10 protein-coding genes are annotated in these 14,197 nt (G+C 72.5%); 3 read left to right on the top strand and 7 right to left on the bottom strand.

Annotated features, from left to right (window positions below; translation table 11 throughout):
• Window positions 1-31: 31 nt before the first annotated feature.
• The gene (gene aspS / locus A6P39_RS21200) at window positions 32-1,795 is read left to right on the top strand and encodes an aspartate--tRNA ligase (RefSeq protein WP_067057068.1); all 1,764 of its coding nucleotides are present in this window, start codon (window positions 32-34) and stop codon (window positions 1,793-1,795) included.
• A gap of 78 nt (window positions 1,796-1,873) precedes the next feature.
• Here the strand turns inward: aspS and A6P39_RS21195 are convergent, their stop codons facing one another.
• Window positions 1,874-2,563, bottom strand: coding sequence for a hypothetical protein (locus A6P39_RS21195; protein ID WP_067057071.1), 690 nt, complete (start codon window positions 2,561-2,563; stop codon window positions 1,874-1,876).
• Between the two features lie 108 nt (window positions 2,564-2,671).
• Here A6P39_RS21195 and A6P39_RS21190 point away from each other — a divergent pair, with 108 nt between their 5' ends.
• Complete coding sequence (locus A6P39_RS21190; RefSeq protein ID WP_067057074.1) at window positions 2,672-4,015, top strand: pectate lyase family protein; 1,344 nt, start codon at window positions 2,672-2,674, stop codon at window positions 4,013-4,015.
• An 88-nt stretch (window positions 4,016-4,103) separates the two neighbouring features.
• Here A6P39_RS21190 and metG read toward each other — a convergent pair whose 3' ends face one another.
• The 5 genes from metG to A6P39_RS21165 form a co-directional block, all read right to left on the bottom strand.
• Window positions 4,104-5,720, bottom strand: a complete 1,617-nt coding sequence (gene metG, locus A6P39_RS21185; RefSeq protein ID WP_067057076.1) for a methionine--tRNA ligase — start codon at window positions 5,718-5,720, stop codon at window positions 4,104-4,106.
• Between the two features lie 92 nt (window positions 5,721-5,812).
• Window positions 5,813-7,444: a VWA domain-containing protein gene (locus A6P39_RS21180; RefSeq protein ID WP_079133861.1), complete on the bottom strand. Its 1,632-nt coding sequence runs from the start codon at window positions 7,442-7,444 to the stop codon at window positions 5,813-5,815.
• A gap of 73 nt (window positions 7,445-7,517) precedes the next feature.
• The gene (locus tag A6P39_RS21175) at window positions 7,518-9,461 is read right to left on the bottom strand and encodes an FUSC family protein (RefSeq protein WP_067057079.1); all 1,944 of its coding nucleotides are present in this window, start codon (window positions 9,459-9,461) and stop codon (window positions 7,518-7,520) included.
• Window positions 9,462-9,550: 89 nt separating this feature from the next.
• Window positions 9,551-10,474, bottom strand: a complete 924-nt coding sequence (locus tag A6P39_RS21170) for a hypothetical protein (protein ID WP_067057081.1) — start codon at window positions 10,472-10,474, stop codon at window positions 9,551-9,553.
• Window positions 10,475-10,745: 271 nt separating this feature from the next.
• Entirely contained in the window at window positions 10,746-11,228 is a 483-nt protein-coding gene (locus tag A6P39_RS21165) for a hypothetical protein (protein WP_067057084.1), read from the bottom strand.
• 342 nt (window positions 11,229-11,570) lie between these two features.
• On the opposite strand from A6P39_RS21165, the gene A6P39_RS21160 reads away from it, so the two are divergent.
• Window positions 11,571-12,863: a hypothetical protein gene (locus A6P39_RS21160; RefSeq protein WP_067057087.1), complete on the top strand. Its 1,293-nt coding sequence runs from the start codon at window positions 11,571-11,573 to the stop codon at window positions 12,861-12,863.
• Between the two features lie 39 nt (window positions 12,864-12,902).
• On the opposite strand, the gene A6P39_RS21155 is transcribed toward A6P39_RS21160, so the two are convergent.
• Entirely contained in the window at window positions 12,903-14,147 is a 1,245-nt protein-coding gene (locus A6P39_RS21155; protein ID WP_067057090.1) for an amidohydrolase, read from the bottom strand.
• Between the last annotated feature and the right edge of the window lie 50 nt (window positions 14,148-14,197).

Raw genomic sequence — 14,197 nt, 5'->3', positions numbered from 1 at the left:
GGAACCCCACCACGAAGGACGATGAACGACGATGCATCGGTACAGGTCCCACACCTGCGGCCAGCTCCGCGCCTCTGACGTCGGCACCGACGTCCGGCTGAGCGGCTGGCTGCACAATCGGCGCGACCTGGGCGGCATCCTCTTCATCGATCTGCGCGACCACTACGGCATCACGCAGCTGGTCGCCCGCCCCGGCACGCCCGCGTACGAGGCCCTGGACAAGATCTCCAAGGAGTCCACGGTCCGCGTCGACGGCCGCGTTGTTTCACGTGGAACCGAGAACATCAACCCCGACCTGCCCACCGGTGAGGTCGAGGTCGAGGTCGCCGAGGTCGAACTGCTGGGCGCGGCCGCCCCGCTGCCCTTCACGATCAACGCCGAGGACGGGGTCAACGAGGAGCGGCGCCTGGAGTACCGCTTCCTGGACCTGCGCCGTGAGCGCATGCACCGCAACATCATGCTGCGTACGGCGGTCATCTCGGCGATCCGCCACAAGATGACGGCGCTGGGCTTCAACGAGATGGCGACGCCGATCCTGTCCGCCACCTCCCCCGAGGGCGCCCGCGACTTCGTCGTGCCCTCGCGCCTGAACCCGGGCAAGTTCTACGCCCTGCCGCAGGCCCCGCAGCAGTTCAAGCAGCTGCTGATGATCTCCGGCTTCGACCGCTACTTCCAGATCGCGCCCTGCTTCCGCGACGAGGACGCGCGCGCCGACCGCTCGCCGGGCGAGTTCTACCAGCTCGACATCGAGATGAGCTTCGTCGAGCAGGAGGACGTCTTCCAGCCGGTCGAGAAGCTCATGACCGAGCTGTTCGAGGAGTTCGGCGGCGGCCGCCACGTCACCTCCCCCTTCCCGCGGATCCCGTTCCGCGAGGCGATGCTGAAGTACGGCTCCGACAAGCCGGACCTGCGCGCCCAGCTGGAGCTGGTGGACATCACCGACGTCTTCGAAGGCTCGGAGTTCAAGGCGTTCGCCGGCAAGCACGTGCGCGCGCTGCCGGTGCCGGCGGTCCAGGACCAGCCGCGCAAGTTCTTCGACCAGCTCGGCGATTTCGCCGTCTCCCTCGGCGCCAAGGGCCTGGCCTGGGTCCGCGTCGGCGAGGACGGCGCGCTGTCCGGCCCGATCGCGAAGTTCCTCACCGAGGAGAACGTCGCCGAGCTGACCAAGCGCCTCTCGCTGGCCCCCGGACACGCGATCTTCTTCGGCGCGGGCGAGTTCGACGAGGTCTCGAAGATCATGGGCGCGGTGCGCGTCGAGGCCGCCAAGCGCGCCGGGCACTTCGAGGAGAACGTCTTCCGCTTCTGCTGGATCGTCGACTTCCCGATGTACGAGAAGGACGAGGACACGGGCGCCATCGACTTCTCGCACAACCCCTTCTCCATGCCGCAGGGCGGCCTCGAGGCCCTTCAGACCCAGGACCCGCTGGACATCCTGGGCTGGCAGTACGACATCGTCTGCAACGGCGTCGAGCTGTCCTCCGGCGCGATCCGGAACCACGAGCCGGACATCATGCTCAAGGCCTTCGAGATCGCCGGCTACGACCGGGAGACCGTCGAGGAGAAGTTCGCCGGCATGCTGCGCGCGTTCCGCTTCGGCGCCCCGCCGCACGGCGGCATCGCCCCCGGCGTGGACCGCATCGTCATGCTCCTCGCGGACGAGCCCAACATCCGCGAGACGATCGCCTTCCCGCTCAACGGCAACGCCCAGGACCTGATGATGGGCGCCCCGACCGAGCTGGAGGAGGCCCGCCTGCGCGAGCTGCACCTGAACATCAGGAAGCCGCAGCCGAAGTAGGGCACGGCAAGGACAGTCCTGGCGGCAAGGGCCCGGAACCGGCACCGGTTTTGGGCCCTTTCGCCTGCCTGCCCCGCTTCACTCGCCCTGCTCGTCCTCGGCGTCGGGGGACGCGCCGTCCTCCAGCAGCCGCTCGGCGATGTCGTCGGACCAGTGCTGGGCCCAGGCGCGCAGGGCGACGACCTCGTCCTCCTTAAGGCCGTAGCGCAGGAAGTCCCGGTCGGCGTAGAAGTCCGTGCCGGTCAGCCGGGACTGGAGGGTGGGCAGGTCGAAGGGGTCGTGGGCGTGCCGGCGGCCCAGCTCCTCCAGGCCGGGCAGGGAGAACCGGGCGGCGGCGGCCCGCGCGTCGATCAGGTCGACGGCCGCTCCCCGGTCGTACAGGGCGCGGATCTTCGTGCCGACGGCGTCCTCCAGGGACAGCGTGGGGCCGTACTCGGTCAGTCCCGGCGGCTGCCAGAACACCTCCTTGTGCAGCGCGAGGGCGCACCGCCCGCCGCTTGCCGGATCGGTGACCGTCAGCTGCGCGGTGAGCGCGCTGACGGCCTCGGCGCTCACCTGCCGGCCCCGCGCCTCCAGTACCGCACCGACGGCACCGGCGATCACCCCCATCTGCTCGGCGCTCTCCGTGGCGAAGTCGAGATTCGCGTGCGGCCGGCGCAGCAGACCGTGCGCCTGGAGGGCGTATCCACCGGCGAGGACCAGCCCGTAGGGGCCGCCCGCGGTGACGACATCGGCGAGGAGCCGGTGGTGGGGTTCGGGGAGGTTCACGACATCGGACTCTGCCAGAGAAATTTCCCGGACCGACGGCAACTCTTCCCGGCGCGGCGGCCACTGAGGGGGCGTAAGGCAAGTCAAGCAACCTCGTGAGGACTCCCCGTGGCAGTTCCCTCCCACCGCCGGTCCCTCCGCAAGCGGCGCTCCCTCGCCGTGTCCGCCGCTGTCGTGGCCGCGGGCGTCGGCGCCGGGGTGTTCGTGATGAACGCGAACGCCGACGCCGTCGACCTGTACCACCAGACACTGGCCGCCAAGGACGGCTGGGCCGCCTCCGGCACCGGGACCACCGGCGGCGCGAAGGCCGGCTCCGCGCACACCTTCACCGTCTCCACCCGCGCCCAGCTGGTGAAGGCGCTGGGCTCGGCCTCCGACACCACCCCCCGGATCATCAAGATCAAGGGCACGATCGACGCCAACACCGACGACAGCGGCAAGAAGCTCACCTGCGCCGACTACGCGGCCGGGACCGGCTACTCGCTGTCCGCGTACCTGAAGGCGTACGACCCCGCCACCTACGGCCGCTCCAAGCTGCCCTCCGGCACCCAGGAGAAGGCCCGCGCCGCCGCCCAGCAGAGGCAGGCGAAGCAGGTCGAGTTCAAGGTGCCGGCCAACACCACCGTCGTGGGCGTGCCCGGCACGAACGCCGGCATCACCGGCGGCAACCTCCAGGTCAAGAGCGTCGACAACGTCATCATCCGGAACCTGGCCTTCTCCGCCACCCAGGACTGCTTCCCGCAGTGGGACCCGACGGACGGCGACAAGGGCAACTGGAACTCGCAGTACGACGCGGTCACCCTGCGTGGCGCGACCCACGTCTGGGCGGACCACAACACGTTCACCGACGCGCCGGGCCTCGACCGGAACGACGCGACGTACTACGGCCGCCAGTACCAGATCCACGACGGCGACCTCGACATCACCAACGGCTCGGACCTCGTCACCGTCGAGTGCAACCGGTTCACCGACCACGACAAGACGATGCTGATCGGCAGCAGCGACAAGGACAGCACCGGCAAGCTGCGCGTCTCCGTCCACCACAACGTGTGGCAGGGCATCGTGCAGCGCGCCCCGCTCGCCCGGATCGGCCAGATCCACGTCTACAACAACTTCTACGACACGACGACCGTCGACGGCTACGCGCCCCTGTACAGCATCAACTCCCGCGCGAAGGCCCAGGTCGTGGCCCAGGACAACTTCTGGAAGGTGCCGGCCGGCGGGAAGGTGGCGGGGCTGCTCAGCGGCGACGGCACCGGCTCCGTCGCGGGCAGCGGCAACCTCGTCAACGGCACGCTCACCGACCTGGTCGCCGCGTACAACGCGTCGAACTCCAAGAAGATCAAGACGACCGTGAACTGGACGCCGACGCTCACCGCGGGCCTGGAGACGTCCGCGAAGAACCTGCCGACGGAGCTGGCGGGCACGACCGGCGCAGGTGTGCTGAAGTAACCCCGGCGCACACGTGAGCGGGCCCGGGAAGCGACCGTACGCTTCCCGGGCCCGGCGTCATGCACGGCGCGTTCGCCGTGACGGCGTCCTACGCGCTCGGCTTCTCCTCCAGGCGCGGGAAGAGGACCGCGCCCTTGGTGACCGTGGTGCCCTCCGGCAGCCTGCCCCACTCGCCCGCGTCCTGGATCCGCTGCTCGGCCAGGGCGCCCAGCGACGCCTCGGCGCCGAGGGAGTCCCACAGCTTCTGCGAGGTCTCCGGCATGACCGGGTTCAGGAGCACGGCGATGGCACGCAGCGACTCGGCGGCGGTGTAGAGGATGGTCGCGAGGCGGGCCTTGCCCTCCTGCGACTCGTCCTTGGCCACCTTCCACGGCTCCTGCTCCGTGATGTAGCCGTTGACCTGCTTGACGAAGTCGAAGACGGCCAGGATGCCGCCCTGGAAGTCCAGCTCCTCGCCGATGCGCCGGTCGGCCTCGGCGACCGCCTTCGCGAGACCGTCGTGGACCGCCTGCTCGGCCTCGCCGTCCGCGGTCGCCGCGGGCAGCGTGCCGCCGAAGTACTTGCCGACCATGGCGGCCACGCGGGAGGCGAGGTTGCCGTAGTCGTTCGCCAGCTCGCTCGTGTAGCGGGCGGAGAAGTCCTCCCAGGAGAAGGAGCCGTCCTGGCCGAACGCGATGGCGCGCAGGAAGTACCAGCGGTAGGCGTCCACGCCGAAGTGCGAGGTGAGGTCCTGCGGCTTGATGCCGGTCAGGTTCGACTTCGACATCTTCTCGCCGCCGACCATGAGCCAGCCGTTCGCGGCGACCTTGCCGGGCAGCGGCAGGCCCTGGGCCATCAGCATGGCCGGCCAGATCACCGCGTGGAAGCGGAGGATGTCCTTGCCGACCAGGTGGACGTCGGCCGGGAAGGTGGCCTCGAACTTCTCCTGGTTCTCGTTGTAGCCGACCGCCGTGGCGTAGTTCAGCAGCGCGTCGACCCACACGTAGATCACGTGCTTGTCGTCCCAGGGGATCGGGATGCCCCAGTCGAACGTGGAACGGGAGATGGACAGGTCCTGCAGGCCCTGGCGGACGAAGTTCACGACCTCGTTGCGCGCGGACTCGGGCTGGATGAAGCCGGGGTTGGCCTCGTAGTGGGCGAGGAGCTTGTCGCCGTACTCGCTCAGGCGGAAGAAGTAGTTCTCCTCGCTGAGGATCTCCACCGGCTTCTTGTGGATCGGGCACAGCTTCTGGCCCGCGTACTCGCCCTCGCCGTCGAGCAGCTCGCCCGGGAGCTTGTACTCCTCGCAGCCGACGCAGTACGGGCCCTCGTAGCCGCCCTTGTAGATCTCGCCCTTGTCGTGCAGGTCCTGCACGAACTCCTGGACGCGGTCGGTGTGGCGCTTCTGCGTGGTGCGGATGAAGTCGTCGTTCGCGATCTCCAGGTGCTCCCAGAGAGGCTTCCAGGCCTCGGTGACGAGCTTGTCCGCCCACTCCTGGGGCGTCACCCCGTTCGCCTCGGCCGTGCGCATGATCTTCTGACCGTGCTCGTCCGTGCCGGTGAGGTACCACACCTTCTCACCGCGCTGGCGGTGCCAGCGGGTGAGCACGTCGCCTGCGACGGTCGTATAGGCGTGGCCCAGGTGAGGAGCGTCGTTGACGTAATAGATGGGCGTGGAGACGTAGAACGCCTTACCCGCCTGCTTCTCGGATCCAGTGGCCGCCATAAAGCGGAATCCTACTGGGCTGGCGGTGATCGGCTCACACGCGTTTCGGGGGGTGGACGGGGTGGTCCACCCCCCGGGTGCATGCCGTGGGCCTACGGGCGCCAGGCGGCGAGTACGCCCTCGTACAGCTCGGTGTCCGTCAGCTCGCGGGGGGCGGGGCCCGCGTGGAAGAAGGACGTGTTGGCGGTCTTCAGCTTGCGGAGGTAGTCGAAGGCCTTGTTGTCGTGCTCTCCGAAGGCGACGAAGGAGAAGAAGACGGCCGGGTGGGCGTCCGCGGCCGCGGTGAGGGCCTGGGTCGCCGGGGTCTTCGCGTCCGGGGCGCCGTCGGTCTGGAAGACGACGAGGACGGCAGTGCCGGGGGCGCTGGTCTTGCCGTGATGGGCGAGTACGGCTTCCACGGCGGCGTGGTAGCTGGTGCGGCCCATGCGGCCGAGGCCGGCGTGGGCGTCGTCGATCTTCGTCTCGTGGTCCGGGGCGAGGGTGAGGTCGGTGGTGCCGTCGACCTCCGTGGAGAAGAAGACGACGTGGACCGTGGCCTCGGGGTCCAGGTGGGCGGCGAGGGCGAGGGTCTGGTCGGCGAGGGCCTGGGCGGAGCCGTCCTTGTAGTACGGGCGCATGCTCGCGGAGCGGTCGAGGACCAGGTAGACCTTGGCCCGGGCGCCGGTCAGGCCGGTCTTCCTCAGGGTGGCTGCGGCGGCCTTGTAGGCGGTGGCGAGGGAGGGGGCGCGGGACTTGACCTTGGCGAGAGACGTGGCGGGGGCCGCCGCCTTGGCCGGGTCCGCCTCCGGCTCCGGCTCCGGCTCTGCCTCGGCTTCGCCTTCGGCGTCCGTGTTCCCGCCCGCACCACCGGTGCGGGTCTCGTCGTCGGGTGCCGGTGGCCCCTGCGGGGCGTCCTCGCCGTCGGCGGTGATCGCCTCCGGCGCGGGAGCCGCCTCGGCCGTCGTTTCCGCGGACTCCTCGTGTTCAGCCGTGTCAGCGGCTTCCGGGCCGGTCCGCTTCTCGGGCTCGGGCTCGGTCTCGGGCTCGGTCTCAGCCGTTGCTTCCGCAGGCTCCTCGCGCTCGGTCCTCTCCTCGGCCTCCGGCGCGGCGGTGGCTGCGGCCGCTTCCGCGGCTCCCTCTGCCCCGGGCTCCTCCGCGGCCTCCGGCGCGGACTGCGAGGGCCCGTCGTCCTCGCCCGTCTCCACGGCCTCAGGCTCGGGCTGCTGCTCCGCCTCGGGCGTTTCTGCCTCGGGCTGCTTCTCCGGCTCGGGTGTGGCTTGCGCGGGTGCTTCGGTCTCGGGCTGCGTGTCGGTTCCGGCCGTGGCTTCCGCGGGCGTCTCGGCCTCGGGCTGCGTTTCCGTTTCGGCTGTTGGCTCCGCTGGCGTCTCGGCCTCGGGCTGCTTCTGCTCTTCCGGCGTTTCGGCTGTCGCTTCCGTGGGCGTTTCCGCCTCGGGCTGCTGCTCGGCCTTGGCCGTCTCGGCCTCGGGCGTCGGCTCGGGGCGGGTGCGGGGGTCGCCCTCTTCCGGCTGGCGGGGGACCTTCACGTGGTCGAAGGCCGCTGCCACGAGTTCGTGTTCGTCGGGGGACGAGTGGCGGGGCTCGGGGACCGTGGGGGTCGGCTCCTCGGTGGGGGCGGGAGCCGGGGTGGACGGTTGTGCCGGCTGGCGGTCCGCACCCTCTGCCTCGGCGGCTCGTCCCTTGCGTGAGCGGCCGAATGCGTTCCGCAGGAGAGTGAGAATGCCCATATGCGCAACCCTTCGCGTGAGTTGATGCCCGTAGATCCCTGGCCAGGACGGACACGTAAGGTTAGCGAAGCAGTCAGTGCGGCGAGGCGATCGACCGGGCCGCGGCGACCTCCTGGCGGAGAGGCTCGAGGACGCTGCCGTCGGGGCCGGTGAGGTCAGTGCGTACCGGGATCAGGGTTTCCGCGTTGCGTACCCCCTCCGACAGTTCCCCCAGTTGCCGCACGATCTGGGTGATCTCGGCCGGGGACGGCGGCGGCGCCCCGTGCTTCACACGGACGCGGGCCGCCGTCGTGGCGTCGACGATCCGCTCCACGGCGACCACCAGCGGCCACCAGGCGGCGGCGCGGCGGCCGGTCGGCGGCGGTTCGGTCAGGGCCCGCTGGAATTCCGTACGGATGATCGACAGGTCGCGGTAGAGGCGGCGGCGCATACGGGCCCGGGCGGCGGGGCCGGTGGCCGGGCCGAAGGCCGCTTCCACGTAGGCCGCGGTGTCCGACACCGCGTCGGCCAGGCGGTCGCCGACCCTCGTGCGCCAGCTCTCCGGCCACAGGAGGTAGCCGGCGGTCAGGGCGATCGCGCAGCCGAGCAACGAGTCCGTCAGGCGGGGGAGGAGCAGGGCCGTGCCCTGGTGGTTCAGGATGTCCGACAGGAGGAGGATCACCGGGGTGATCGCTGCCGTCTGGTAGCCGTAGCCCCTCGGGGTCAGGGCCGGGATCAGGGGGGCCAGGACCAGCATCGCGGGGACGTCCCACCAGCCCAGCGGGACCTCCGCGAGGACCACCGCCGCGATCACCAGGCCCACAACCGTGCCGAGCGCGCGCAGCAGGGCGCGGGAGAAGACCGAGCCGAAGTCGGGCTTCAGGACGAAGGTGATCGTCAGGGCCACCCAGTACGAGCGCGGGACCGGGATCAGCGAGACGAGGGCCTGGGCCATGCCGATGCAGACCGCCAGGCGCAGGCCGTAGCGCCAGGAGTTGGCGGACAGCATGACGTTGCGGGCCGCTCGTGCCGTGCGGATGCCCAGCGTCGCCGGGCGGCCCAGACGGTCGTCGATGCCCCGGGGGTCGATGTCGGGGGAGGCGACCACCTCGGCCATGTGACGCAGGGCGTGGTCCACCGCGCGGGCCGTCTCGGTCACCGGGACGGGCAGGTCGAGGGCCGTCGGACCCGTGTAGCCCGTCTCGACGGCGTGGGCCAGGTGCCGGACCGCCTCCGGGATCTGCGCGGGCAGGGGACGGCCGGCCCAGTGGGCCGCGGGGGCCGCCTCCACCACGGGCGTGACGGCGTTCAACTGGGCCAGCAGGCGGGTGAGTTCGGGGCTGCGGCCGTGGTGGCGGGCGCGCCGGGCCAGGATCAGGTCGTAGGACTGGTTCAGGGACTGGGTGACGTTCCGGCGGGCGTCCTCGTACTCCTCCGCGCGGTCCGTGCCGGAGACGGCGAGGAGCGCGGCGACCGTGCGGTAGGTGGCCGCCACCGCCGCGCGTTCCGGGACGCCCGAGCGCAGCGGCCAGGCCGCCAGGGCCAGCAGGAGGACCAGCAGGCCGCCCCCGGTCATCAGGGCCGGGGCCAGCCACCAGGGGTGGGGCAGCGGCAGGCCGGCTCCCACCACGCAGTTCAGCAGGAGCAGCAGGCCGGAGACCGATGCCACCGCGCCGATCGTGGAGATCATGCCGGACAGCAGGGCCACGCCCGTGACGGCCGCCACCGCGTACCAGCCGTGGCCGTACACCAGCGCGCCCAGCGTGACGCCGACCGCGCCGAAGAGCTGCGGTACGGCGATGTTGAGGATGCGCATGCGATAGGCGTCCGCGGTGTCGCCGATGACGCCGGACAGGGCGCCCATGGAGGCGAGGGCGCCGTAGGCCGGGCGGCCGGTGGCGAGGCCGGTCGCCAGGGGGAGGGCCAGGGCGATGGCGGCGCGGGCCATGGCGGGCCGGTTGACGGGGGCCTGCTGGGGTTGGAGGTTCCGCACCAGCCAGTCGGGAGGGGTGAGGCCGATGGGGAACTCTCGGGACATGCCGTCATTATCCAGTTCCGCCCCGGCCTCACCCGCGGCGCTGTTTCGCACCGGCACCGGCATCGGCACCAGCGCCGGCGCCTACGGCGTCAGATGCGCGCGCGTGTCCGTGTCGACTCCGTCGGTGCGGCCGGGTTCGCCGGCGGGCGGCGGCGGGACGGGCGGACGCGGCGGGTCAGCCAGGTCGTGGCCGCTGCCGTCAGGCCGAGGCCCAGCAGGAGCCAGGCCGCCCAGCGCAGGGTGGCGGTGAGGGCGTCGTAGACCGCGCCCGCGGCGGGGTGGGGGACGTCGGCGGGCAGGTCGGCGAGGGTGAGGGTGCGGCCGATGGCGAGGGCGAGGGCGAGGAGGGCGCCGCCCAGTGCGATGCCCAGCGCAGTCGCGGTGACGGCGCGGCGGCGGTGGACGGCGAGGGCGATCCCGGTGGTGGCGAAGGCGACGGCGGCCACCGGCAGCCAGAAGCCGGCGACCTCGAGCACGTGGAATCCCTTCCGGAACGCGGCCAGTTCACCGGCCGGGAGCACGGCGACCGGGGTGTGTTCCACCGGGATGCGCGTGGCGAGCGGTACGTGGTCGTGGGTGAGCCGGAGCTTGACCGGGGCGGTGAGGGAGGCGAGGTCCACGGTGACCGGCTGCCCGGCCGGCTCGTCCTGCTCGTCGCGCAGTGCGCGCAGGACCGCGTCGTGGGTGACCCGGTTGCCGGTGTCCCAGGCCAGCCGGAAGGCCTCGGTCTGGGTGAAGGAGCGCACCGCGTCGAGGACGAACGGGCGGACGGAGCCGCCGGCCAGGCGGACGTCCAGGTGCTGGTCCACCGCGCGCAGGATGCCCTCGCCGACCGTGTCCGCGACGGCTTCCCGGACGTCCGGGTCGCCGGCCAGCGGAGCCATCGTGGTGACGTACCGGCCCGTGTCGACGAGCCCGTACGCCGCCCAGGCCGCCAGCGCGCCGAAGGGCACGATGAGGCAGGACAGGGCGATCAGCACGGCCGACAGGGCGCTCCTGAGACGTGGGGGCACGTTTCCAGGCAACGGCCCGCAGGGCGCGGGCGCGAGCCGGGTGAGGCATTCGGGCGAGGGGACGCAGGGGCGGAGGAGCAGTTCGGGAGCCTGCGGTGGAGGGTTCGGCCGAACGGGTGTTTCCTGGTGCTGGGGAGACGGGAACCGGCTCGAGGGAGCGGTGTGGAAGAGGGAATGAAGTGGGGATACAGGGGAGTGCGTGGGCCCCGGCCGGCAGTGGCCGGGGCCCACGCACATTCCGTGCGCCGGGGCCACGGACCGGGGCCACCGCTCAGCGGATGCGGCGGCCGGACGCGTCCTCGTGCGTGTAGTAGCGGTAGAAGAAGACGGCGAAGGTCACCGCCGCGATCAGCAGCGACATCAGCGCCGCCCGCCAGACCGACGTACCGGTCTGGCTGTAGATGAAGCCGAACGCGCAGCCGACGAACGCCGTCCACAGCAGCGCGTGCACCTCCCGTGGCATCCGCGGGGCCAGCGTCAGCAGGGCCATGGACGCCACCGCGAACACCAGCGCGCTGACGAACCCGAGCAGCAGGTTCCAGCCGGTGATGGCGCCACCGGCGCGGTTGTTGGCCGCGGCCCAGTAGCCGTAGACCAGGCCGAGGACGACCGGGACGGCGATGTGGGCGACGCGGTGGGTGCGCGCGTCGAAGACGTCGGGCGGGCGAGCGCGTACGCCGGCTGCCCGGCCCTCCACCTCCGGTGTCCGCCCGGGCCGGGACATGCCGCCGGGCACGGGTGCCGCTTGAGCCATGAGAGCGCTCCTCTCTCTCCTCGCCCCCGCCTTCCAGAGCACACCTGGCGCCGCGGCCCGGCAAGTCGGCCGGACGGGGGAAGCGGATGAGGCAAACGGATGGGGGAAACAGAGGGGAACCAGCGGGAATCAGCGGGAATCAGCGGGAGGGGCCCGGATGCGGCCCCGGCGGCCGGCCCGGAGCGAGGGCGAAGGCCCCGAACAGGGACGTTTGCGGACCTGAGGCGCGCGTTTGCAGGCGCAGCGGTTACGGTGCTGGCTGGAAGGCGTAACCACGGGCCGCGCGGGGGTCACAGCCGAAGCGGGGTCCATCGGCCGCACAGGTCGACAGGGGGAGGGACGATGCCCGGAACCGTGCTGCTGCTCGCGGCCTCGCCGCTGGGCCGGGGGCGTCTGGTGGACGCGGCCGGTGTGCTGCCCGTGCTGGCCGCGGTCGCTCCCCCCGTGCTGTCCGGGGCAGACACCGCCAACGTGGTCGAACTCGCCGATCCGCTGGAGCCGCAGGCCGTGCTGACCCGGCTGCGGGCCGCGGCGGCCGCGCCGGGGCCGTTGACCGTGTACATCGCCGGTCAGCTGCACCTGGACCGCAAGCAGCATCTGCCGCATCTGGCGCTGGCGCGCACCACCACGGCGACCGTGCGCTACACCGCGTTGCCGTGGCACTGGATCCGCGAGGAGCTGCGGTTGCGCTCCGCCGCGGACACGGGGCTGATCGTGGACCTGCACGCGGACGCGGAGGCCTGGGGGTACGTCGCCGGGCGCGGGCTGGACTGCGGACCGGGCGCGGCGGTGTACGGCCGGGTCGCGCCGGCGCCGGGGCGGCGGGGGGTGGCCGAGCCGGCGTACATGAAGGCGGTGGCCACGTTGCTGCGCAGTGGGCACCGGCCCGCGCTTCCCGTGTTGCACGAGCAGGCGCTGGCCCGGATCGCCGAGTCCGGTGCGGGCCGGGATCTGGTGCTCGCCGTCGCCGGGGGAGCCGCCCCCGGACTCCCGTTCGCCCACCCGGCGGTCCGTCCCGGCCGGCCGGCGGCCCGGGCCGCGACGCCCCCCGCCCCCGGGCAGACCCCCCACGCCTTCGCACAGGGCCCCGCCCCCCTCACCCGAGCCCCGCACGCCGCCGCGCCCGTCTCCCCCACCGCACCTCCCCTCACCGCACCTGCCCCCACCGCACCTCCTGTCACCACTCCGCCACTGCCCACCCCCCTCCCCCAGGACCCCCACACCCTCATCAGCGCTGCTGTTCAGGGTGGGCGGCACGGGGAGGCGGATGCGTTGGCCGCCCGGCTCGAGGCCGATGCCGTGCGTGCCGGCGGGCCCGCCGGCGATGTGGCGCTGCACTGGGCCGAGGTCCGGGCCGATCTGGCGATGTTCGCGGGGGACGCGGTGGGCAGTTGCCGGGCGTGGCTGGCGGTCGCGGGGGTGCGGCTGGCTGCCGGACAGGCCGTGGACGCGCCTGCCGTGGAGGCTGCCGTGGACCGGGCGCATCACCAGTGGGGCCGGATCGAGGACACGGCGCGGGCCCGCGAACTCGGGCCCGCGCTCGCTCAGTTGCGGCTACGGGTGCCCGGTCGCCGGCAGGGCGCGCTGGAGAGCATCCAGCGGCAGTTGCGCCAACTCCAGGCGGCGGCACAGTAGTTGACGGGCCGGCTGGCCGGCGGGCGGGTCAAGGCCGGGTCATGCCGCTGACAACAGCGCCAGGGACGCGGAGACCAGGGTGCGGACACCCGGGGCGATCACGGACAGGTCGGGTGCGAAGTGCGGGCTGTGGTTGCTCGGCACGGCCGCGAACTTCTCCGGGAGGGTGTCGCCCGGGGCCTTGTCCCACACCTCGGCGGGGGTGGTCGTCACGAACCAGTACGAGTACGGGATCGTGCCGTCGAGCGCCAGTTGCGGGAAGTCCTCGCTGCCCATCGCCGGGCCCGGGTCGAAGACCGTGCCCGCGCCGAACACCTCGCCGTGCACGGCCGCCACGGCGGTGTCGGTGGCCGCGTCGTTCACGGTCACCGGGAACGTGCTGCCGAGGATGATCTCGGGCTCGCGCGGGCAGCCGGCGGCCAGGCACTCGCCGCGCGCGATGCGCTCGATCGCGGCCAGCATCCGCTGCCGGACCTCCTCCGACTGGCTGCGCAGGTTGAGGGAGACACGGGCCGTCGACGGGATGATGTTGTGCCGGGTGCCCGCCTCGATCCGGCCCACGGTCAGCACGGCCGACTCCCCGGCGGCCAGTTCCCGCGAGACGACCGTCTGGAGCCGGGTGACCAGGTAGGCGGCCGTCACCACCGGGTCCACGGTGGCTTCCGGGCGCGAGCCGTGCCCGCCCCGGCCGTGCACGACGATGTCCACGTCCGTCGCCGCCGACATGATCAGGCCGGGCGCGTGCGGGTACAGGCCCGCCGGGCCGGGGGCCGCGTGCTGGCCGAGCAGGACGTCCGGGCGCCCGAAGCGCTCGTAGAGCCCGTCCGCGACCAGCCGGGCCGCGCCCTGTCCGGTCTCCTCCGCGGGCTGGCCCACCACCAGCAGGGTGCCGCGCCAGACGTCCCGCCCGGCGGCCAGCGCCCGGGCGGCCCCGGCCAGCCAGGTGACGTGCAGATCGTGCCCGCAGGCGTGCATCACGCCGTCCGCCTCGGAGGCGTACGGCAGCCCGGTCTCCTCGCGCACCGGCAGTGCGTCCATGTCGGCGCGCAGCAGCACGACCGGCCCGTCCCCGTTGCGCAGCCGGCCCACGACGCCGGTGCCGCCGACCGCCTCGGTGGTCTCGAACCCGGCGTCCGCCAGCCGCCCGGCCAGCGTGCCGGCGGTGCGGTGCTCGCGCAGGGACAGCTCGGGATGGCGGTGCAGGTCCCGGTAGAGATCCTCCAGGTCCGGGACCGGGAGGTCGGAGGTCAGATCCAGGGCGGCACGCGCGGCTGCGGAGGTCACGCGCGCAAGCCTAGGCGTCCGGCGGGGGCGGGGGGAGGGGCCGCCGTCGG

This window comes from Streptomyces sp. FXJ1.172 (assembly GCF_001636945.3).
In the GTDB taxonomy this organism is placed as follows: Bacteria; Actinomycetota; Actinomycetes; order Streptomycetales; family Streptomycetaceae; genus Streptomyces.
Note: the sequence above shows the minus strand (reverse complement) of the source record. Positions and strands in the feature narration are given on the sequence as shown.

Excerpts from the sequence above, each read along its gene's own strand:
- aspS (WP_067057068.1), top strand. The coding sequence starts at position 32 with ATGCATCGGTACAGGTCCCACACCTGCGGCCAGCTCCGCGCCTCTGAC.
- metG (WP_067057076.1), bottom strand. The coding sequence starts at position 5,720 with ATGGCGGCCACTGGATCCGAGAAGCAGGCGGGTAAGGCGTTCTACGTC.
- A6P39_RS21180 (WP_079133861.1), bottom strand. The coding sequence starts at position 7,444 with ATGGGCATTCTCACTCTCCTGCGGAACGCATTCGGCCGCTCACGCAAG.
- A6P39_RS21175 (WP_067057079.1), bottom strand. The coding sequence starts at position 9,461 with ATGTCCCGAGAGTTCCCCATCGGCCTCACCCCTCCCGACTGGCTGGTG.
- A6P39_RS21165 (WP_067057084.1), bottom strand. The coding sequence starts at position 11,228 with ATGGCTCAAGCGGCACCCGTGCCCGGCGGCATGTCCCGGCCCGGGCGG.
- A6P39_RS21160 (WP_067057087.1), top strand. The coding sequence starts at position 11,571 with ATGCCCGGAACCGTGCTGCTGCTCGCGGCCTCGCCGCTGGGCCGGGGG.